Origin of the sequence: Nocardia sp. NPDC058658 (assembly GCF_042716665.1) — a bacterium.
Taxonomy (GTDB): Bacteria; Actinomycetota; Actinomycetes; order Mycobacteriales; family Mycobacteriaceae; genus Nocardia.
In genome coordinates, this window is record NZ_JBHXRR010000004.1 from 197,054 (window position 1) to 218,109 (window position 21,056).

Consider the following 21,056-nt stretch of genomic DNA (forward strand, 5'->3'; position numbering starts at 1 on the left):
CACCTGGCACCATGTAGCCATGACCTCGCGCAGCGGCCGGCGCCCCCAGCCTGAAGACCGCACCGGATCCGTGCCCACCCCGGCGCTGTGGTCCGAGCGTGCCGATATGGCCGAGTCCGCGATCGTCTCGCGGCACCTGCGGATGCTGTGGGGTTGTCCCGGAACGGAATTGGGTGTGGTCGGCTGGCCAGCCACCCGTCGTGAACGGACCTTCGTCGGCTGGCACTACTGGTGGCAGGCCCATCTCCTGGACGTCGCGGTCGACGCCGCCAATCGCGTCCCCACCCCCGCTCGACGCAAGCGCATCGGCGCGATCGCGCGCGGCATCCGCATGCGCAACATCACCGGCTGGACCAACCGCTACTACGACGACATGGCCTGGCTGGCCATCGCCCTGGAACGCGCCGAACGCACCCAGGAACTCACCTCGGCCCGCAGCGGCCTGCTCGCCCTCGAACAGAAGCTCTACGGCGCCTGGGAACCCGAGGTCGGCGGCGGCATCCCGTGGCGGATCAAATCGGACTTCTTCAACGCCCCCGCCAACGGCCCGGCCGGCATCGCCCTCTTACGCCTCGGCCGGGTCGAACGCGCGCGCGAGATGGCCGACTGGATCGACGCCACCCTGCGCGACCCCGACTCCGGCCTGATCCTCGACGGCATCCACCTGCCCTCGGGCGAGATCGAACGCCCGGTGTTCAGCTACTGCCAGGGTGTTGTCCTCGGCCTGGAGGCCGAGCTCGCCGTGCACACAGACGACGACGAACGCCACATCGAACGGGTCAGCAAACTGCTCACCGCGGTCGAGGACCACATGACCACCCGCCTGGTGATCAACGGCGGTGGTGGCGGCGACGGTGGCCTGTTCAACGGCATCCTGGCCCGCTACCTCGCCGTGGTCGCGCTGATGCTGCCCGGCGAGGGCAAGCGCGAGGAAACCGCCAGGCGCTGCGCAGCCGCCATCGTGAAGGCCTCGGCCACCGCCGCCTGGGCCAATCGGCTCGAATACGAAGGCGAGCCGCTGTTCGGCTTCGACTGGAGCAAACCGGCCCGACTACCCGGCGGCACCGGGGGCGCGGGCAAGTTCACCGCGGGCGGTTCGGTGACCGCCTCGGCGGTGCCGGAGCGCGACCTGTCGGTGCAGCTGTCGGGCTGGATGCTGATGGAAGCGGCCTACCAGGTCAGCGCGGCCGGCCTGTAACTCAGCGCTCGGTCTCGCCCGCGACGCTCGGCTCGAGGTCGTAGTCCTCGACCGGCTTTGCCATCTCCTGGCGGTAGTGCCGGATTCCCAGGACCGTGCCGATGATCAGGCCGACCACCAGCGTCCCGATCACGGCGGGCATCAGCCACGGCACCTGCTCGAGGAACTCGCCCGCGTAATACCCGATCAGCAACAGCACCGGCGCCCAGATGATCGCGCCGAGGGTGCTGGCGATGGTGTAGCGCCGGTGATCCATCCCCGCAGCGCCCGCCACCATCGGGCACAGTGTGCGCACCCACGGAATCCAGCGGGCCACCAGCACCGCGAGGAATCCGTGTCGTTCGAGCAGACCGGTGACCTTGGCCAGGTTCTTGGTGTTGATATATCGGCCGTTCTTGCGCGCGACCAGGCGATGCCCGGTGCGTGCCCCGACGATGTAGCCGACTTGATTACCCGCGATTGCGGCGAGCATCGTGCCCACCGACAACGCCCAGACCTGCGCTTCGCCATTGGCGTGCGAGGCCAGCACGATGCCCGCGGTGATCAGCATCGAGTCACCGGGCAGGAACAGCCCGATGATGAACGCGCACTCGAGAAAAACGAAAACGAGAACCACCGTGCAGACCACAGCGGGGCCTGCCGAGATCAGCGGATCGAAGCTGCCCATAGCGAGGGTCGACGGTACTGCGGTCACAGCGATCAGTGCGTCTCGTTCGTCGAAGTCGCCAGCTCGCCGCTCTGCGCCGGGACGACCGGTGCCTTGCGCCGCTCGAGCACCTTCTTACCGACCGTGATGATCGCGGGCAGGATCGAGACGAACACGATCAGCAGGAAGATCGCTTCCACATGGTCGCGAATGAACGGCACATTGCCGAGGAAGTAGCCGATGACCGTCACGCCGCCACCCCAGAGCACCGCGCCGACAATGTCGAACGCCACGTACTTGCGGTAGCTCATCTGCGACACACCCGCCAGCACCGGCATGAACGTGCGCACGATCGGCACGAACCTGGCCAGGATGATGGTCTTGGGGCCGTGCTTCTCGAAGAACTCGTGCGTCTCGGTGACGTAGTGCTTCTTGAAGAACCGGCTGTCTTCCTTCTTGAAGATGGCGGGCCCGATCTTGCGGCCGATCCAGTACGCGCACTGGTCGCCGAGGAAGGCGGTGAGAATCACCAGCGGCACCAGCCACCAGATCGAGACCACCGGGTTCTCCTGCGCGGCGAGCATGCCGCCGGTGAACAGCAGCGAGTCACCCGGCAGCAACGGGAACAACAGCCCCGTCTCGATGAACACGATCGCCAGGATGGCGGGCAGAACCGCGTTCGCGAGCCACGTCTCCTGCAGCAGGTACATCGGGTCCAGCAACTGGGTCAACGCAAGGTTGTTCGTCACCGCATCAGAAACCGCCAGCAAAGTCACGGCCCCCACAGTACCGGTCCGACCTGTGACACGAGTGCCCTGCGGGTGAACCTCACCCGACCTGGGTAATTCCTCGTTCGCCTTCCTGATTTAGGGTGTGGCCTGACAGAATTGGTTTTTGCTCCCCACAACACGGAGGTCACTGCTGTGCCTATCGCGACCCCGGAGGTCTACGCCGAGATGCTCGGCCGGGCCAAGGCGCACTCGTTCGCGTTCCCGGCTATCAACTGCACCTCGTCGGAGACGATCAACGCCGCCATCAAGGGCTTCGCCGACGCGGGCAGTGACGGCATCATCCAGTTCTCCACCGGTGGCGCCGAATTCGCCTCGGGCCTGGGTGTGAAGGACATGGTCACCGGCGCGGTGGCACTGGCCGAGTTCGCGCACGTCGTCGCCGCGAAGTACGACGTGACGATCGCGCTGCACACCGACCACTGCCCCAAGGACAAGCTCGACACCTACGTGCGTCCGCTGATCGCGATCTCCCAGGAGCGCGTGAACAACGGCCTCAACCCGCTGTTCCAGTCGCACATGTGGGACGGCTCGGCCATCCCGATCGACGAGAACCTCGAGATCGCCAAGGAACTGCTGAAGGCCTGTAAGTCGGCCAACATCATCCTCGAGGTCGAGATCGGTGTCGTCGGCGGCGAGGAAGACGGCGTCGAAGCCGAGATCAACGACAAGCTCTACACCTCGCCCGAGGACTTCCAGAAGACCATCGAGGCGCTCGGTGCGGGCGAGAACGGGCAATACCTGCTCGCCGCCACCTTCGGCAACGTGCACGGCGTGTACAAGCCGGGCAACGTGGTGCTCAAGCCCGAGGTGCTGGCCGAGGGTCAGCGCGTGGCGGCCGAGAAGCTGGGCCTCGAGCCTGGTGCGCAGCCGTTCGACTTCGTCTTCCACGGTGGTTCGGGCTCGCTGAAGTCCGAGATCGAGGACTCGCTGCGCTACGGCGTGGTGAAGATGAACGTCGACACCGACACCCAGTACGCCTTCACCCGCCCCGTCGCCGGTCACATGTTCACCAACTACGACGGTGTGCTCAAGATCGACGGCGAGGTCGGCAACAAAAAGGTCTACGACCCGCGCAGCTACCTGAAGAAGGCCGAGACCTCGATGGCCGCGCGTGTCACCGAGGCCTGCAACGACCTCAAGTCGGCCGGTCGCTCCGTCAGCGGGTCCTGATTTTCGTATCGAACAAACGGGGCCCGAGCTCATGAGTCTTGATGTCCGTGTGCTCGGGCCCGTTCGACTGCTCGTCGGCGGCGAGCCGGTAGCGGTCGGCGGGCCCAAGCCGCGCGCCCTCCTCGCCGCGCTCACCGTCAACCGGCGGCGCGCGGTGTCTTCTGCTGTGCTCGCCGAGATGGTCTGGAACGAGGATCCGCCGGACTCCTATGCGGCCAGCCTGCAGGTGTTCGTGTCGAACATTCGTAAGGCACTGCGCAATGCGGGGATCGATTCCGCGCAGGTGTTGCGGACCGAGGGCGCGGGTTACCGGCTCGAAATCCCGGATACCGCTTGCGATCTCGGCCGGTTCGAGAGTGCGCGCGAAGCGGGTTCGCGGTGTCTGGACGTGGGCGACCACCCCGGCGCCGCCAATCTTTTCGGTGCGGCACTGCGGGAATGGACCGGGCGGGCGCTGGCCGATCTGGCCGGCTTGCAGTTCGCCGATGGTTTCGCCACGGCGATGAACGAGGAGCGGCTGCTGGCCGTTTCCGCTCGTGTCGACGCCGAAATCGCCTGTGGGCGGGCTTCTTCGGTGATCGGCGAGTTGGTGTCGATGACCAACGAGCATCCGCTGCGCGAGCCGCTGTGGGGGCAGTTGATCACCGCGCTGTATCTGTCCGGGCGCCAGGCCGACGCGCTGGAGGCGTGCCGACGGGTGCGTGGGGTGCTGGCCGAGGAATTGGGGATCGATCCCGGCTCGGCGCTGATCGAGTTGGAGCAGCGGGTTCTGCGGCAGGAGCCGTTGAATGTGTTGGCGTCCAGGCGATCTGATCAAGTCGCTGCCGCGATGACCGAGACTGTTACCGAGGTTCCGCAGTCGATTCGGAACGGCAATCTGCGATTCGCTGATGGGCGCACGCTGCCGATTCCTCACGGCGGCATCAGGATTGGCCGGATGACGGACAACGAGCTGGTGCTCGACGATCCGAAGGCCAGCCGGTATCACGCGCACATCATGCCCAGCCGCGCGGGACTGCTGATCAAGGATCTACACTCGGCCAACGGGGTCTACGTCAACGAGGTGCCGATCGACAACGGTGCGCTGTTGGCCGATGGGGATGTAATCCGCATCGGGGGAACGGTTTTGGTGTTTATCGCGGTGAAGTAGTGATGTTCGGGGTTTGAGTAGTCCCAGAGGTTTGAGGCTGTGTTTATTGGAGCGCTGGCGCGCTCGAGTCGCGGCCCCAAGGGGTCGCAGGTGGTGGTTGGGAGTGCGGTCGTGACGGAACAGGGGTGGGGCCTTACGTCAGGCGGATTTCGGCTGCTGCTCGGCCGAATAGCTTGCGGCCCTCGGAAATTCCGCTCAGTAGGACGGTTGCCGCGCGGCGGTCGGGGTCTACTGACTTGATCTTTCCGGAGAACTCGATGACGCCTGCCTCGGCGGGGGGAACCGGGACGAAACCTGAGAAGCGGACGCTGAGTTTTTCGATGGCGGTGGGGTCGCCCAGCCAGTCGGTCAGGTACTGCGCGGCCAGGCCCATGGTGAGTAGGCCGTGGGCCACCACGGTGGGCAGGCCCGCCATTTGGGCGGCGGTGTCGCTGAAGTGGATCGGGTTCGGGTCGCCGGAGACGCCCGCGTAGTTGGCGAGGTCGCCACGGGTGAGGCGGGCGGTGGCGGGGGGAAGTTCGGTGCCCTTGGTCAGGGTGTCGAACTCGGGGGTGGTGTTCACGGCGACGATTTCGCGCGGGGGGAGTTCGGCGGCGGGGCCGGTGTGGCGGACCAGCAGGTCGCCGTTGTTCACGCCGGCGATGGTGTCGGGGCGGGGGTGCATGCTGATGTTCTCCACGGCCTCGACGATATTGGGATCCACCTCGACACCGCGGCGAGCCACGATGGTGGTGGTGCCCTGCACGGCGACCTGGTCGTGCTGGTTGCGCAGCTTGAAGCCGACGTTGATGAAGTCGTTGTCGGCGAACTGGCGGATCGACTCGATCTCGATCTCGGTGCTGATCCGGTCGCCCGCCAGCATCGGGTGGAACAGCTCGAAAACCTGGTCGGTCTGCAGCACCTGCGACAGGTCGTACTCGGTGAGCACGGTGTCGAGCAGGGCCCGGGTGGCGGTCATGCCGATCACCGAGGCGAAGGTCGGCGGGGCGATCACACCGTCGTAGCCGAGCTTGCGGGCGTCGACTTCCTGCTGGTGGGCGGGGTGCAGATTCTGCACAGCCCTGGCGAATTCTCTGATCTTCTCGCGGCCCACTTCGTAGTGATCGCGGAAGGCGAAGCGCTGACCGACCAGCGTCGCATCCGGGACCACAGCTTCGATGTCCGGCTGCTCCACTGTCTGTTCCGTGCTCATGATCCGGAAAACTTTACTTGTTTACCCATCTGGATCACCAGTTATGTGTGACCCGTCATACCAGGCACAACTGCCCGGTACGACGGGTCGACGCCCTCCTACGGGGTTCCCGCGGGGTCGCACACCTTCCAGCTACCGTCGGTGCGCTGCAGGTCGAAGGTCCGCGCGGTCCGCTTCGACGGGTCCGCTGTGGTGTACACCGTGGCCTGCGCCAGCGCGGTATCGCCGGTGATCCGTACCGCGTCCACACTGTCGACCACCGGGATCGAACCCCGCTCGGTCGAGGCCTCGTGCACGCCCTTGAACTGCTCCGGGCTGATGCCCTGATAGAACGCGTGCAGGTCGCCACACGTGGTCGCCCGCAGATTCTCCAGGTCACCGCTGCGCAGCGCATCGGTGTAGGTCCCGATCACCGCCTTGACCTGCCCCTCGGGCGAATTGTCCGCCCCACCCATGAACATCACGACCGCCGCGATCAACGCGACCACCAACACCACGGCCCCACCGGCAGCCAACAACCACTTCTTGGACCGCTTGCCCTCCGGCGCACCCGCATCCGCACCCGGCTGACCCCCGATCCGCTGCGGCGGCGCCACCGCCCTCGGCCCACCGGCCAACTGCTGATCGGGTCGCGTCGGCTGAATATCGGCAGGCGACGGCGCCGATCCACCCGTCCGCTGCGGCACACCCGGGCCACGAGGAGGCGACGGCTGCGTCTCTTCGACCCCCTTCGGATCCGCGAGCCCCGAAAGAGCAGCTCCCGCTGACCCGAACTTCGACCCGCCGGGTTCCCGATCGCCGACCGCCGCCGACCCTTGCTGATCGGCCGGACCGGACCCTTGCGGGCTCGCGGACCCCTTGCCCTGCCCAACCGGGCCTTGCTGTCCGGGGCCTTGCTGTCCGGGGCCTTGCTGTCCGGGGCCTTGCTGGTTGGGGCCTTGTTGGCCGGGACCCTGCTGGCTGGGGCCCTGATGGCCGACACCTTGCTGGCTGGGGCCTTGCCCGCCGGGGCCCTGCTGGCCTGGGCCTTGCTGCCCGGGGCCGGGGCCCTGTTGACCGGGGCCCTGTTGACCGTGGCCCTGTTGACCGTGGCCCTGCTGATTCGGTCCGTGCTGGCCGGGGCCTTGGTGACCGCTGGCGGCGACTCCTGGTTGACCCGGCCCGTGTTGGCCGGAACCGGCAGGTCCCTGCTGGCCCGGTCCCGCGGGGTGCTGGCCGGGACCCGCAGGCCCGAACTGGCCTGGCCCCGCCTGCCCCGCCTGCCCCGCCTGCCCCGCCTGCCGCGGCCCGGCAGGACCGCGCGGCGTATTCGGCGGCGGCGTCATCGCAGGCCGCCCACCTGCAGGCGGCACCACCCGATCGGTCCCACCCGCCCCCGCAGGCTTCGCCCGCTGCACCGGCATAGCAGTGGTCGGCGCATCCGCCGCCCCCACCGTCTTCATCGCAACGGTCTGATCCTCGGAACCAGGCCCGCCGCTCGTCACCCCACCAGTCTTGAACTTCTCCGTCGCCTCGACATCGACCGGCTTCCCACCTCGCGAGTCACCCGCTCCGGGCACACCCGAACTGGTCTTGGCCCCGCTGTGCGAGTCATCCGCTCCGAACGCACCCGAACTGGTCTTGGCCCCGCCCTGCGAGTCACCCGCTCCAGACGCGTTCGAATCGCCCCTGGCCCCGCTGCGCGAGGCACCAGCTGCGGATGCGTCCGCAGCGCCGCCGGGTCCGCTGACCGAAGCAGCAGTCGGCGCATTCTTGTGCCCAGTGGCCGCAGCAGCACTACGAGCGTTCTCGGAATCTGTCACCACGGTCGAATCATGCGCGGCCGCTGAGGAATTGGCGTCATCAGCCGCACCGCTGGCTGCATCGCCATCCTGTGCGCGCGTGCCGGAGCCACCATCGGCCTTCGAGACCCGCGCTTGCGACGCCTCATTGGATCCGCTGCTCCCGGCCGCTGCCGCACCTGCGCCACTCGCCGCCTCGGTGGCATCCGCATCGGCGCCGCGCGCCGCCTCGGCAGCGTTCGCATCAGTGCCGCGTGCCACCCCGGCAGCATCCGCATCTGCGCGGTTTGTTGCCCCTGCAGCAGCCGCCCCTGCAGCAGCCGCACCCGCAGCGCTCGCAGCTGTGGCCGCTCCACGTCCGGACGGGCCGCTCGACCTGGATGCCTTGTCGGACTCCACATCCGACTCGTCGTTGGCGAGGTCCGCCCTCGTCATCCCGAAGGTGGGGATATCCGCTTGATCCGACTTCGCCTCGCCACCACCGAATTTCACGGTGCTGTCACCCGAAAAATCACGCCCGCCTGCCGGATTCCGGCCGGGAATCGACATCGAGGTCGTCGGCGCGTTCGGCCCCGCGAGATCGGCGCCCTGCTGGGGACGAGGCGCGGAACTCGAAGCGCCGCCCCGATTCTCACCGGGCAACCCCTGCGACAACCCGGCCAACGGCGACCCGCCGGCCGAATCCTGTTCCGGCCCTTGCTCACCCGGCCGACCCATCGGCGCGTTCGGCTGTCGCCCACCGGCACCCCCGGGCCCACGCGCAGCACCGCCAGGCGCACCCGGTCGCTGCCCCGCATTCCCCGGCCCACCCGGCTGCCGAGCACCCGGCGCACCAGCCGGTCCACCACCAACTCGCGGCCCACCGGCCGGCGCCCCCGGCCCACCACCAGGCCAACGCCCACCCTGAGGTCCACCCACTTGACCCGGCCCGCGTCCACCCTGCGGCCCAGCTGCCTGCGACGGCCCGGGCCCGTGTCCACCCTGAGGTCCGCCGGTTTGGCCGGCCCCGCGTCCACCTTGGGGTCCGCCAGTCGGCGCCTGCCCCGGCCCGCGCCCACTGTGGGGACTGCCTGCTTGCGACGACTCCTGCCCGCGTTCGCCTCCGGGGCCGCTTGCTTGTGACTGCCCCGGACCACGCCCACCTTGGGGCCCGCCGGTTTGCCCCGGCCCGCGTCCATCTCGAGGTCCGCCTACCGGCCCCGGCCCGCGCCCGGCTTGGGGTCCGCCTGCCTGTCCCGGCCCGCGCCCGGCTCGAGGTCCACTGGCCGCCCCCGGCCCTGCAACCGAGCCCTCGGGCCGAAGTCCACCCTGACCCGGAGGTTGTTGCCCACCAAGCACATTGCCCGGCCGACCTGAAGATTGTTGCCCACCGGGCGCATTCCCCGGCTGACCCGAACCGGGACCACTACCCGGCCGCACCCCACCCGGCGTGAACCCCGGCCGACCCCACGACTGCTGCGCCCCCGGCCCCGAAGGCTGTTGTCCACCAGGCGCATTACCCGGCCGCACCGGGCCCTGCGCGGCTCCGCCCTGCCGTCCACCGGCGGAGTTGTCCTGCGGTGCGGGCGGCCCACCCTGCGGCGGCCCACCCGGCAGATCCCCGCGCCGAATCACCACCGTCTGATCCGCACCCACCGGCGGCTTCGTCGCGCGGTCCGGCTCGGTGACCGACTGCGGTGCGCCGGGAGGGGACGCGGACGAATCGTCTCGCTGGCCGGGCGCGCCGGAACCGGCAGACTCTGCTGCCGGGTTGTTCTCGTCGGTCGGGTCGGACACCTCTGTACCCCTCGCTCAGGCTCGAACTACGCACTCTGCGCTCAGCCTAATAGGCACCGGCGCGAAGCGGTTCCAAGTCTTTCGCGCACGGCCGGAAGTGCCGCTGGTGCGGGTCGTGCGGCGGGCCGGTCGGCACCTGTCGGACCCTCGGTGCACAATGAACCTATGACCTCCTTCGGTGACCTGCTCGGACCGCAGCCGGTCCTCCTTCCAGAACTGATCGACGCCGAAGATGCCATTTCCGCGGGCACCGACCCGGTCGAGGTAGCCGCGCAGTTCCCGGCCGCGTCGATCGCCTGGGCCCAGCTCGCCGAGGCCGCCCTGAACCGCGCTGACGGCAAGGTGAACCACGACACCGTCGCCGCGTACGCGTTCGCCCGCACCGGTTACCACCGCGGCCTCGACCTGCTGCGCCGCAACGGCTGGAAGGGTTTCGGCCCCGTCCCGTGGAGCCACGAACCCAACCAGGGTTTCCTGCGCAGCGTCGGCGCGTTGGCGAGTGCGGCGAAGACGATCGGCGAGACCGAGGAGTACGCGCGCTGCCTCGACCTGCTCGAGGATTGCGATCCGCGCGCGGCGAACGAACTCGGCCTGGACTGAGCCGGCGGCCGGGTCCGAGTCGTAGGTGAGCGAACACAAGCCGTTTGTCGCCGTTGCCACGCCGGTAGTCGCGGCCGCCAAGGTCAGCACCGTCGGCCGGTACCGGGCGTCGGTCGAGCGCTTGCGGCTCTCGGCGATCCCGATCATCCAGTGCGCGCTCGGTGCCGCGCTGGCATGGTTCATCGCCCACGACCTCGTCGGCCACATCGAACCGTTCTTCGCGCCGACCGCCGCGGTGGTCTCCATCGGCATCTCCTTCGGCGCGCGGGTGCGCCGCTCGGTGGAGCTGGTGGTTGGTGTCGCGGTCGGCATCGGCATCGGCGACCTGTTCATCGCCCAGGTCGGCACGGGTGTCTGGCAGGTGGCGCTGGTGGTCGGCGGCGCCATGGCGGTGTCGGTGTTCCTCGGCAGCGGCGCGCTCATGACCATCCAGGCCGCGGGTTCGGCCGTGCTGGTCTCGACCCTGAACCAGGCGCCAGGCGCAGGCCCCAACCGGATGATCGACGCGTTGATCGGCGGACTCGTCGGCGTGCTGATGGTCGCGCTGATCCCACTGCACCCGGTGCGCCGCGCCCGCGAACACGCCGCCGACGTGCTGTCGGTGATGAGCAAATCGATGATCACCTGCGCCGAGGGTCTCCTCGAACAGAACTCGACGAAGGTGGCCGACTCGCTGTCGGCGGTGCGCGACACCCAGCCCCAGATCGACGCCCTGCGCGACGCGCTCGCGGGCGGCCGGGAGATCAGCCGCATCTCACCGCTGTACTGGAATTCCCGAAAACGCTTGGAACGTATCCACAACGCGGCCGACCCCCTCGACAACGCCGTGCGCAATACCCGTGTGCTGCTTCGCCGTTCGCTCACCCTGGTCCGCGACGACGAGGTGCTCGATCCGCGCCTGATCGACCTGGTCGACCAGCTCGGCCACGCCACCGATGTGGTCCGCAAGATGATGCTGGCCGATCCTGGCGAGCAACCGGATCAGGCCGAAGCCCTCACCTCGGTGCGCAGCGTCGCCAAGGGCGCGCGCCCCGAACTCGTTGTCGGGGCGGGATTGTCGGCGCACGTGGTATTCGCCCAGATCCGTTCGATCGTGGTGGATCTGATGGTGGTGTGTGGGATGCAGCGCATCTCGGCGATCGCCCTGCTCCCACCCACCGTGCCGAATCCGTACGTGACGCCGGAGGAGTAACTCAGTCGCCCACGGGCGAAACGCGTGGCCGACCCGGACGCAGCGAGAAACGCTTGCGGTCGAAGTCCCACACCCGGTAGATCGGCCACTGCGAGGTGTGCATGATCCACGCACCGGTGATCACCACGCGATGGAACGGCACGACGGCGAAGCCCTGGTTGGCGATGGTCTGCAGGCCGCGCAACTGGTACTTCCACCACACGTCCGGCGGGGTCTTGCGGCGTCGCGCGGAGATCTCGGCCCGCAACGCGGGCAGTTGGTCGATGCGCAGCTTCGCCTTCGAAAGGCACAGCGCCAGATCGAGGTCTTCGTGCAGGTCACGCCGGGTAGTGGTGGCCGAACGCACCTGCTCCCACGCCGAACGCCGGATCGCCATGTTGGCGCCGTGCACATTGCCGACCGGCTGGGTCTTGATCATCCCGAGCCGTTCCTGTCCGCCGATCGCGGCCGCGAGGAAGACCCCGATCGGGGAGTCGTGATAGGTGCTGATTCCGGTCACCGCCATGGTGTCGGAGTTCGATTCGAGGTGCTCGCGCACCGTGTCGCCCCAGTCGGGCGAGACGAGGGTATCGGCGTCGATGCGGCCGAGCAGCTCGCCCCGAGCGGAGTCGAATCCGGTGTTGCGGGCGAACGCGACGCCGGGTTGCGGCTCGGTGATCAGCTCGATCTTGGGATGGCGGGCGGCGAGGTCGGCGACGATCTCGCGGGTGTTGTCGGTGCTGCCGTTGTCGACGACGACGATCTCGTCGATCGCGTCCTGGCCGACGAGGCGCTCGAGACATGCGGTGATGCCCGCTGATTCGTCGAGCGCCGGGATGATGACGGACAGGACAGCGGACGATTCTGTAGAGCTCATACGCAGGTTCCGTTCCAGTGAGGATTGCAACCCGAGGCTATCAACTCCAGAATCGGGTCAGCTGGCTACCGTAGGCAGCCCAGACCTCGGGTACCCCCGACAGTTCGAACAATGCGTAGACCGCGTTGAAGAACACCTGGCTCAGCGGTGTGAAGAAGATGACAGCGAACAGAATCAACATGCCGTAGGGCTTGATCTGATCGAGCGAACGTCGCGTCTGGTAGCTCAGCGACGGCTCGATGACCCCGTATCCGTCGAGCCCCGGCACCGGAAGCGCGTTCAACAGAAACGCCGTGATCTGCAGAAACGCCAGGAAACTGAGCCCGCACCAGAACGCCGCGTGTTCCTGGACGTTCCCGAAGGCCCGGATCACGATCAGCAGCACCACCGCGCACAACAGGTTCGACGCGGGCCCGACCGCGCTCACCAATCGCTGCACACTCGACTTGAACCGCGTCGTGTCCACATACACCGCACCACCGGGCAACCCGATCCCGCCGAGCGCGATGAACACCAGCGGCAGCGCGATCGACAGCACCGGGTGGCTGTACTTCAGCGGGTTCAGCGTGAGATATCCACGCACCTCCACCTCGTGATCGCCCGCCCGCCACGCCACGTACGCGTGCGAGAACTCGTGCAGACACAGGCTGATGATCCAGCCGAACACCACGAGCAGGAACACGCCGACCTTGGCGCGCACCGAGTCGATATCGGCGTCCCAGGTGAGCGCACCACCGCCGACGGCGACCAGCACGATCAGCAGGAAGACCGGACTCGGCCGGACCGCGCTGTGCCCGGACCGCCGATCCGAGGGGAAGGAGTAAGTCATCGCACCAGTAACCAGGGTTGTTCGAATCGATAGAACGTCGAGCGGGGGACCGTGCGCTCGGCGGTGACGCCGTCGCGGGTCACCACGCCGCCGGGGGTTCCGAGCTGGGCGGCGCGCCCGGACACCCAGGTGCGTTTGCGCAGGCCTTTGCGCACGCGCGCGCGAACACCGGGCATGGTCATCGTCGGCGAGATCAGCATCGTGGTGACAGTGCCGCTGAACAGCAGGGTGTCGTCGACATAGGCTTCGCCCTCGAGCTTCGCGCCCTCGACTCCGGTGATGCTCGCGCGCCCGACCAGCACGGTGCCGGTGTCGTCGCGGATCAGCGGCGTCTCGATCGCCCGGCCCTCCACCGCGCGCTTGGCGGCGGCATTACCGGTTCCCGTCTGATAGACCTTCGACGCATAGGTCGGATCGACCGGCACGAACCCGACTTCGACGTGCAGCCGCTCGGTGCGCATCAGATGGGTGAGCACGGCGGCGAGCGAGGCGTCGGCGCCGAGCACGATCAGGCGCGGCAGGCTGTCGGCGGCCAGCACCGGAAGTAGTTCATCGATCGCCGCGACATCGGGGACACGCCCGGTCTGCGTATTGGGTAGCGAGGACAGCGCGATCGGCACCGGCATGTCGCCGCACCGGAGAACGTGGGTACTCAAACTGCGGTACACCCTCCTCGGTCACGCAAACTCACTGCCGACTGGTAACCGTAACCGATTGCGGCAGGTCCGGTAGGCCGGGGGCGGGGCGGTGCCATGTGCGGCTGGCGCCGCGTTCGCGGCCCCGGCGGGCCAACCTCCGCCAAGACCCGATCAGGCGTCGGCTAGACTGTGTCTCCGGCCACCGCCTCGTTACGGCAGGTAGCTGCAGTGCTGCATGTGCTGCCGTCGATCTGTAGGAGACTCCGAAATGCCGGCAATCGTCCTCATCGGTGCCCAGTGGGGCGACGAGGGTAAGGGCAAAGCTACCGACCTGCTCGGTGAGCGGTTGCAGTGGGTGGTCCGATACCAGGGCGGCAACAACGCCGGTCACACGGTGGTTCTGCCCAACGGCGACAAGTTCGCCCTGCATCTGATCCCGTCCGGCATCCTCACCCCCGGTGTGAAGAACGTCATCGGCAACGGTGTCGTCGTCGACCCGGGCGTGCTGCTCGACGAACTCGCCGGTCTGGAAGAGCGCGGAGTCGACACCTCCGGCCTGCTGCTGTCGGCCGACGCGCACCTGATCATGCCGTATCACGTGGCCATCGATAAGGTCACCGAACGCTTCCTCGGCAACCGCAAGATCGGCACCACCGGTCGCGGTATCGGCCCCTGCTACCAGGACAAGGTCGCCCGCGTCGGCGTCCGGGTGGCGGATGTGCTCGACGAGAAGATCCTCACCCAGAAGGTCGAGGCCGCGCTGGAGTTCAAGAACCAGGTGCTGGTCAAGATCTACAACCGCCGCGCGCTCGACCCGCAGCAGGTGGTGGACGAGGTGCTCGAGCAGGCCGAATCGTTCAAGCACCGCATCTCCGACACCCGCCTGGAACTGAACCTGGCGCTCGAGCGCGGCGACACCGTGCTGCTCGAGGGTTCGCAGGGCACCCTGCTCGACGTCGACCACGGCACCTACCCGTTCGTCACCTCGTCCAACCCGACCGCGGGTGGCGCGGCGGTGGGTTCTGGCATCGGCCCGAACAAGATCGACACGGTGCTCGGCATCCTCAAGTGCTACACCACCCGCGTGGGCTCGGGCCCGTTCCCGACCGAGCTGTTCGACAACTTCGGTGAGTTCCTGGCCAAGAACGGCGGCGAGGTCGGTGTCACCACCGGTCGCGCCCGTCGTTGTGGCTGGTTCGACGCGGTGATCAGCCGGTACGCCACGCGCGTCAACGGCGTCACCGACTACTTCCTCACCAAGCTGGACGTGCTGTCCGGGCTCGACACCGTGCCGATCTGCGTCGCCTACGAGATCGACGGCAAGCGCGTCGAGCAGATGCCGACCACGCAGACCGAGTTCCACCACGCCAAGCCCATCTACGAGGAGATGCCGGGCTGGTGGGAGGACATCTCCCAGGCCCGCACCTTCGAGGAGCTGCCCGCCAACGCGCAGGCGTACGTGCTGCGGTTGGAAGAGCTTTCCGGCGCGCGGATCTCGTGCATCGGCGTCGGCCCCGGCCGTGACCAGACGATCGTTCGGCACGACGTGCTCGCTTGATGTGCAGTTAGCCAAAGGTCCGGTGCCGGTTTACGGTGCCGGACCTTTTGTTTGGGCGGGGAACGCAGGATCGCCCCTGGTCAGCGTGACACGCGCGAATTATGTTCACTCGCTATCGATTTGTGGCGAATGCCTGGCAAACGCTATCGTCGCCTGGCGATGCGCGGGGACGCGTCGTTTCCTTTGAACTTGTTAGTGGGTGTTCGACGTGATCCGTCGGTCTGCAAATGTGAACTCTTCGACGGCGCGGCTCATCGCTCGCCCAGTGGTCGGCGTACTGCCCATGGCGTTGGCGATCGCCTGCGCCGGTGTGGCGCTCGCGGTGCCGCAGCCGGGTGTCACCGAGCCGCCGGTGCAGCCCGGTATCACCAAGGAGGCGCCTGCCGATGAGGGCGGTCGCTCGGACCTGACCAAGTTCGACGGCCCCGACTCGCTCGGCCACCTGGAGACCCAGCCGCGTCCGCAGTCGCGCCCGGTACCGGAGTACACCACCCCGGCTCCGCCCGTTGTCATCGAGGAACTCCACCTGCCCGAGCCGGTGGAACCCGTCGCCCCGATCCTCCCGCCGGAGCGCACCCTCCGCGTCGGCGACTTCACCACCCCGGTCCCCGACGAGGTTCCGGCCGACCTCCTCGACGGCGTCAACACCAATGCCGCCAACGTCGAAGCCGCCATCGCCACCCAGGGCCGCTCGGTCGGCATCAACCCGAGTCGCTCCGACAAGATCGCCGCGGCCACGGTCGGCGGCGCGCTGGCCGGTGCGGCGATCGCGGGTATCCCGGCTGCCACCGTCGGCGCTGTCGGCGGCGGACTCGCGGGTGCCGTTGTCGGTGCGGGCATCGGTTTCGCGGTCGGTGCCGCGGGCACTGCGGGCGCTACCGCGATCCTGGCCGGAGCCGCGTCGATTCCCACCGCCGGCGCTGGGGCGTTCCCGGTGATCGCCGCAGGCGCGGTCGCCGCGTTCCCGATCGCTGCCGCCAGCACCGGCGCGGGCGCGGCCATCGGCGCCGCGGCGGGCGCTGCAGCCGGTGCGGCCGTTCTCGGCATTCCCGCAGCGGCGGCAGGCGCAGTGGCAGGCGGCGTGCTGGGCAGCGGCTACGGCGCCACCCTCTGACGAGTTGTTGACGCGGCCGACCAGGTACAGGTACCGGTCGGCCGCAAAATCCCAACGCATCTCACACCGAGGCACCGATCGCCCGATCCGGCCGGAACTCTGCCCGGCGCTCTACTCGAACAACACGGCTCGACCCGGCGTAATCACCCAATTCGTCCTCTCAGAATCAGAATTCTGACTGAAACGAGCCGAATTGGGTGATTACGCCGGTGGTAGGGAAGTAGGAGGAACCGGCAGTGATCTGGGTAACCGCCCGAATCCGCACCGGGGTAGCGTCGAAACTGGTTTCGGATGGAGGTACCTGATGGCGGTGCGTGGTCGATTCGCCTTGGCGGCATTGCTGGCGCTGGCCGTTCTCCCCGGGTGCGCGGCGCCGGACGCGCCGACCCCGCCGCCGAGCGCGTCGCCGACGAAGTCGGTGCCACCGCCCGCGCAGACGGTCGCCCCTTCCCAGCAACGCAACGAGCGCATCCGGGGCATGCTCTACACCGCGGGCTGCACCAGCAACGGCTGCGTGCAGAGCTACTTCGCCTGCATGGACGGCTATCTCACGGGTGAGCCGTGCCAGTTCTTCCGCGACCACCCGCCGCCGCCGTGAGCCCGACGGCCGACTGCGGCCCGAAATCGCCGCTGAGCCGGTCGATTATCTTGTGCGAGTGAGGAATTCGCCGACCGCGGGGGCGAGGATCGAGACCTTCGGGTTGTGACTCACGCCGGCCAGTTCGGCGAACTCCGCGTTCGGCAGCACCGCGGCCGCCGCCTTCGACCCCTTGATGAGCAGCGGTGCCGTCCGCTCGCCCGCGAGCACGAGTACCGGAACCTCGACACCCTGCCAATCGGCCGGGTTCAGCGTCTTGCCCTGCATGTACGGCTGCATGACCGCCCAGTCGTGCGCGGTCGAATTCGACGTTGCCAGAAGCGTTTTCCAGAACGGTGTCACCCGCATGGCCGCCACCATGAGCATCGGCATCCCCATCGCCTTGGTCATGTAGTACCGAACGGTCTTGCCGCGCTTGCCCTCCGCGATCATCGGGTGCAACTTGGCTGCCAGATCCTTCGGCGGCACATGGCCTTTCGCGTCGACCACGAACGGCGGTTCGAACGCCACCACCTCGGTCACGCCGTCCACGAACTGCGCGGACAGCAGCGCGAGCGCCGCACCGGACGACCACCCGAACAGCGCCGCCTTCCCGCCAGCAGCCTCGACCAGCGCCGCGATATCGGCGATCTCATTGGCCACGTCGTACACCCCGGGCGTATCGGTACTGTCCCCACGCCCACGCCGGTCGTAGTTGAACACCGTCAGCCCGAAGTCGTCGGCCAGCGTCTGCGCGAGTTCGACCATCGTCGGGAACTCGCGGTAGCTGAACGCCCCACCGATCAGGATGACGGTCCCGGCGGTCCCCTCACCGACCCGGTCGTAGGCGATCGTGGTGCCGTCGGCCGACGTCACAGTCTGCATGGGTGATTCCTCTCGATAAGCCGCCGTGCAAGACGGTACGCGATCGCCGCGATCGCAGGTCCGCACGGGTTTCGCCGCCCGGCAGTTCGCGCGATCGTTGCGCGGCGGCGCGCATGATCTTGCTCGTTGAGACGGTGGCCGCCGATCGAATTCATCGGTCCGGGCCATGTCCGGTTCGAGCAGCCCGTTGCCGAAGCGGGCGGCGACCCAGTCGCGCGTCGCGTAGGGCCGGTGGAGGTGCCGATCGGAACCGGTGTCAGGTGCCGATCAGAACAGCATCGGCTCGCCGAACCCCGGCGTGCGCTCGATCTCCAGCAGTCGCGCCTTGGTGCCAATGCCGCCCGGCGCCGAGAAGCCGTGCAGCGCGTGATCAGCGGCGAGCACCCGATGGCACGGGATGATGAGCGGAATCGGGTTGCGCCCCAACGCTTGTCCGACGGCCTGCGCAGATCCGGGCGCACCGACCCGGCTGGCGATATCGCCGTAGCTGAGGGTGTGGCCCGGGTCGATCTCGCGCGTCACCGCGTACACCGCGCGATGGAACTCCGGCACCCCGCGCAGATCCACCTCGATCCAGCGCAGCGCGTCGACCGCCCCGTCGAGGTGCGCGCGAATCCCCGCGATCGCCTCGACGATCACCGGCCCCGGCGCGCTCTCCGGCACGGGAGCCCCGTCGAAGGGCCGGGTGATCCGTGCGAGGGTCTCCTCCTCGCTGGCCTCCGGTAACTGGAACCGGACAACGGCATCACCGTGCCAGGCGATCGCGCACAGCCCGATGGCGGTGTCGAACAGTGCCGAGACCACCGTCTCGGTCTGCGTCGAATCACTCATGCGAACAGTGTGCGCCGACCCACCGACAAAGACACGCTCACGCGGCGAGCGAGCCCGGCTGCGTGTCGTTGGGTCCATTCTGCAGGCCAGTGTCGGGCAACTGGACTGCATCGAGCTCGCGGGCGCGCATGGCGTCGAGATCCCGGTAGAGCCGCTCATCGTCATAGGTGCCGAATGCCCGGTCATGCGGCAGATATTGGAACGGCCAGAACGGCAGTTCGCCCTCCTTGGGTGCGAAGTGGTAGACCGCCAACCCGGCGGCAACGGCAACAGCTATGGCGAGGAAAGTGGTCATGTCAGTAAGAATCCACCCACTGGCCTTGCTTAGAAATATCCACTTAGGGAATACTGGACTTTATGGCGACAAGAGTGATCGGCGCGGCAGGCTTGGCTCGCGACCTCGGCCGGTGGCGTGACCCCGAAACCGACGGCGATGCCGAACGCCGCCCGCACCGCCCCGCCTATCTGGCCTTGGCCGAAGCCATTCGCCTGCTGATCCACGACGGTCGCGCCCCCCTCGGCGTCGCCCTGCCCAGCGAGCGGGATCTGGCGGCCACCCTCGGCGTCAGCCGCACCACCATCACCTCCACCTACTCGCTGCTGCGCGAACACGGCTACCTGATCAGCCGCCAGGGTTCGCGCAGCACCGTCGCGCTGCCGCCGGCGATCCAGCACGACGGCGCCAAGCCGACCCGCGGCATCATGGCCCTCATGGCGCAGCCGGAACTGCCGACCATCGACATGACCTACGCCGCGATGCCGGCGGCGCCGGAACTGCACGACGCGTATTCCATTGCCATGCAGGGCATTCCGTCCTACCTCGGCACGCATGGCATGGACCCGATCGGCATCCTCGCGCTGCGCGAAGCGCTGGCCCGCCGCTACACCGCCCGCGGCCTGCCGACCGAGCCGGAGCAGATCCTGGTGACTCTCGGTGCGCAACACGGACTTCGGCTGCTGCTCAACGTGCTCGCCTCGCCCGGCGCCCGCGTATTGATCGAGCACCCCTCCTACCCGAACGCCATCGAAGCCATCCGCGACGTCGGCGCCCGCCCCATCCCGATCCCGCTGCGACCCGAATTCCCCGACGCCGGTTGGGATCTCGAAGGCCTGCGCAGCACGGCGAGGCAAACCGCCGCCACCCTGGCCTATCTCGTCCCCGACTTCAACAACCCCACCGGTCTGCTGCTCAACGCCGAGGGCCGCGAGGAGCTGGCCGCCATCGCCCGCGACACCAGGATGACCGTCGTCGTCGACGAGTCGATGGGTGAACTCAACCTGTCGGACGGCACGATGCCCCCGCCGGTCGCCGCGTTCGCGAAGGGTTCGGAGATCGTCACCATCGGTTCGGCGTCGAAGTCGTTCTGGGGCGGTCTGCGCGTCGGCTGGATTCGCACCAATCAGCCCCTGATCACCAAGCTGCTCGGCATCCGCTCCACCGTCGACCTCGGCACCCCCGTGATGGATCAGCTCGCCACGGTCCACCTGCTCGAGAACGCCGAACCCATCCTCGAACGCCGCCGCCAGCAGCTACGCACCCAGCGCACCGCCCTGCTCGACGCCGTCGCCGAGGAGCTGCCCGGCTGGCAGATCACGGTCGGCGCGGGCGGCATGTCGGTCTGGGCCCAGCTGCCGAGTCCGGTCTCCACCGCACTCGCGGCCACCGCCCCCAATCACGGCGTATTGCTCGCCGCCGGAACACGTTTCGGTGTCCAGGGCGCCTTCGAACGTTTCGTCCGGCTGCCCTACACCCACCCCGAAGCCGACCTGCGCATCGCCGTCAAATCCATCGCCGCCGCCTACGACGCCCTCACGCCCCGCGCCGTCGACCCACTCCAGCCGCTCACCTGCTACTGAACGCGCACGGATCGTGCCCGGTGCCTGCCGGTTCGGGGCGCACGGTTTCGTACCCGGCCCCGAACATGAACAGCACCGACGCCACCAGCCCGACCGCGGTCAACGGCACCGCCACCGCACCGCGCTCGGACGGATAACGGAACAACAGCACCAGCAAACACAGCAGCGAGATCGCGGCGGCCAGCAGTAGCCCGGTCGCGAGCCCGTTGAGCACGCTCACCATCACCGGCACCGGTGCCTCACTGCGGCAATGGATTTCGTTGATCTCGGTTTCGCGGTGCTCGAACAATCCTTCGGCAAGGATGAAGCACAGCACCGCCGCGCCGAAGGTGGCGACCGCGATGAGAGCGGCCGGCACCTTCGGTGGCGTCCTGACGGTTCGGATTCTCCGGTGGTCGTCGATGGTGAAAAACTT

Annotated in this window: 20 protein-coding genes; 9 read left to right on the plus strand and 11 right to left on the minus strand. The window is 68.1% G+C overall.

Annotated features, from left to right (window positions below; translation table 11 throughout):
* Positions 1-106 precede the first annotated feature (106 nt).
* Positions 107-1,198: a glycoside hydrolase family 76 protein gene (locus ACFWUP_RS09865; protein WP_379232875.1), complete on the plus strand. Its 1,092-nt coding sequence runs from the start codon at positions 107-109 to the stop codon at positions 1,196-1,198.
* Between the two features lies 1 nt (position 1,199).
* Here ACFWUP_RS09865 and ACFWUP_RS09870 read toward each other — a convergent pair whose 3' ends face one another.
* Both ACFWUP_RS09870 and ACFWUP_RS09875 read right to left on the minus strand, forming a co-directional pair.
* On the minus strand, positions 1,200-1,865 hold the full coding sequence (locus ACFWUP_RS09870) for a DedA family protein (RefSeq protein WP_379232876.1): 666 nt from the start codon (positions 1,863-1,865) through the stop codon (positions 1,200-1,202).
* 32 nt (positions 1,866-1,897) lie between these two features.
* Positions 1,898-2,554, minus strand: coding sequence for a DedA family protein (locus tag ACFWUP_RS09875; protein ID WP_379232878.1), 657 nt, complete (start codon positions 2,552-2,554; stop codon positions 1,898-1,900).
* Between the two features lie 213 nt (positions 2,555-2,767).
* On the opposite strand from ACFWUP_RS09875, the gene fbaA reads away from it, so the two are divergent.
* Together fbaA and ACFWUP_RS09885 are read left to right on the plus strand one after the other, a co-directional pair.
* On the plus strand, positions 2,768-3,805 hold the full coding sequence (gene fbaA, locus ACFWUP_RS09880; RefSeq protein ID WP_379232640.1) for a class II fructose-bisphosphate aldolase: 1,038 nt from the start codon (positions 2,768-2,770) through the stop codon (positions 3,803-3,805).
* 31 nt (positions 3,806-3,836) lie between these two features.
* Complete coding sequence (locus ACFWUP_RS09885) at positions 3,837-4,955, plus strand: BTAD domain-containing putative transcriptional regulator (RefSeq protein WP_379232642.1); 1,119 nt, start codon at positions 3,837-3,839, stop codon at positions 4,953-4,955.
* 133 nt (positions 4,956-5,088) lie between these two features.
* Here ACFWUP_RS09885 and ACFWUP_RS09890 read toward each other — a convergent pair whose 3' ends face one another.
* Together ACFWUP_RS09890 and ACFWUP_RS09895 are read right to left on the minus strand one after the other, a co-directional pair.
* The gene (locus ACFWUP_RS09890) at positions 5,089-6,147 is read right to left on the minus strand and encodes a fused (3R)-hydroxyacyl-ACP dehydratase subunits HadA/HadB (RefSeq protein WP_379232644.1); all 1,059 of its coding nucleotides are present in this window, start codon (positions 6,145-6,147) and stop codon (positions 5,089-5,091) included.
* A 98-nt stretch (positions 6,148-6,245) separates the two neighbouring features.
* Positions 6,246-7,589 carry a hypothetical protein gene (locus ACFWUP_RS09895; RefSeq protein WP_379232646.1) on the minus strand — a complete coding sequence of 448 codons (1,344 nt, stop codon included), beginning with the start codon at positions 7,587-7,589 and terminating at the stop codon, positions 6,246-6,248.
* A 2,280-nt stretch (positions 7,590-9,869) separates the two neighbouring features.
* On the opposite strand from ACFWUP_RS09895, the gene ACFWUP_RS09900 reads away from it, so the two are divergent.
* Complete coding sequence (locus ACFWUP_RS09900; RefSeq protein WP_379232648.1) at positions 9,870-10,304, plus strand: DUF3151 domain-containing protein; 435 nt, start codon at positions 9,870-9,872, stop codon at positions 10,302-10,304.
* A gap of 25 nt (positions 10,305-10,329) precedes the next feature.
* A complete protein-coding gene (locus tag ACFWUP_RS09905; protein WP_379232649.1) occupies positions 10,330-11,496 on the plus strand; it encodes an aromatic acid exporter family protein in 1,167 nt (388 codons plus the stop codon).
* A 1-nt stretch (position 11,497) separates the two neighbouring features.
* Here the strand turns inward: ACFWUP_RS09905 and ACFWUP_RS09910 are convergent, their stop codons facing one another.
* From ACFWUP_RS09910 to ACFWUP_RS09920, 3 genes are read right to left on the minus strand one after another with little or no spacing between them, the layout of a single operon-like run.
* A complete protein-coding gene (locus ACFWUP_RS09910) occupies positions 11,498-12,352 on the minus strand; it encodes a glycosyltransferase (RefSeq protein ID WP_379232651.1) in 855 nt (284 codons plus the stop codon).
* 40 nt (positions 12,353-12,392) lie between these two features.
* Complete coding sequence (locus tag ACFWUP_RS09915; RefSeq protein ID WP_379232653.1) at positions 12,393-13,181, minus strand: site-2 protease family protein; 789 nt, start codon at positions 13,179-13,181, stop codon at positions 12,393-12,395.
* The gene (locus tag ACFWUP_RS09920; protein WP_379232654.1) at positions 13,178-13,807 is read right to left on the minus strand and encodes a hypothetical protein; all 630 of its coding nucleotides are present in this window, start codon (positions 13,805-13,807) and stop codon (positions 13,178-13,180) included. The genes ACFWUP_RS09915 and ACFWUP_RS09920 overlap by 4 nt, the downstream gene beginning before the upstream one ends.
* Positions 13,808-14,087: 280 nt before the next feature.
* Here ACFWUP_RS09920 and ACFWUP_RS09925 point away from each other — a divergent pair, with 280 nt between their 5' ends.
* The 3 genes from ACFWUP_RS09925 (at position 14,088) to ACFWUP_RS09935 (ending at position 17,089) form a co-directional block, all read left to right on the plus strand.
* A complete protein-coding gene (locus ACFWUP_RS09925) occupies positions 14,088-15,377 on the plus strand; it encodes an adenylosuccinate synthase (RefSeq protein ID WP_379232656.1) in 1,290 nt (429 codons plus the stop codon).
* A 229-nt stretch (positions 15,378-15,606) separates the two neighbouring features.
* Positions 15,607-16,491, plus strand: a complete 885-nt coding sequence (locus ACFWUP_RS09930) for a hypothetical protein (RefSeq protein ID WP_379232658.1) — start codon at positions 15,607-15,609, stop codon at positions 16,489-16,491.
* A 304-nt stretch (positions 16,492-16,795) separates the two neighbouring features.
* Positions 16,796-17,089 (plus strand): hypothetical protein, encoded by a 294-nt coding sequence (locus ACFWUP_RS09935; RefSeq protein ID WP_379232659.1) that lies wholly within the window; start codon positions 16,796-16,798, stop codon positions 17,087-17,089.
* A gap of 45 nt (positions 17,090-17,134) precedes the next feature.
* On the opposite strand, the gene ACFWUP_RS09940 is transcribed toward ACFWUP_RS09935, so the two are convergent.
* The 3 genes from ACFWUP_RS09940 to ACFWUP_RS09950 all read right to left on the minus strand — a co-directional run bounded on the left by ACFWUP_RS09940 (position 17,135) and on the right by ACFWUP_RS09950 (position 19,079).
* Entirely contained in the window at positions 17,135-17,953 is an 819-nt protein-coding gene (locus tag ACFWUP_RS09940; RefSeq protein WP_379232661.1) for an alpha/beta fold hydrolase, read from the minus strand.
* 267 nt (positions 17,954-18,220) lie between these two features.
* Positions 18,221-18,784 (minus strand): methylated-DNA--[protein]-cysteine S-methyltransferase, encoded by a 564-nt coding sequence (locus ACFWUP_RS09945; protein WP_379232663.1) that lies wholly within the window; start codon positions 18,782-18,784, stop codon positions 18,221-18,223.
* A 37-nt stretch (positions 18,785-18,821) separates the two neighbouring features.
* Positions 18,822-19,079 carry a hypothetical protein gene (locus ACFWUP_RS09950; RefSeq protein WP_379232664.1) on the minus strand — a complete coding sequence of 86 codons (258 nt, stop codon included), beginning with the start codon at positions 19,077-19,079 and terminating at the stop codon, positions 18,822-18,824.
* A gap of 62 nt (positions 19,080-19,141) precedes the next feature.
* Here ACFWUP_RS09950 and ACFWUP_RS09955 point away from each other — a divergent pair, with 62 nt between their 5' ends.
* A complete protein-coding gene (locus ACFWUP_RS09955; protein ID WP_379232666.1) occupies positions 19,142-20,641 on the plus strand; it encodes a PLP-dependent aminotransferase family protein in 1,500 nt (499 codons plus the stop codon).
* Here the strand turns inward: ACFWUP_RS09955 and ACFWUP_RS09960 are convergent.
* On the minus strand, positions 20,628-20,999 hold the full coding sequence (locus tag ACFWUP_RS09960; RefSeq protein ID WP_379232668.1) for a hypothetical protein: 372 nt from the start codon (positions 20,997-20,999) through the stop codon (positions 20,628-20,630). The two genes, ACFWUP_RS09955 and ACFWUP_RS09960, sit on opposite strands and share 14 nt — an antisense overlap.
* Positions 21,000-21,056 lie beyond the last annotated feature (57 nt).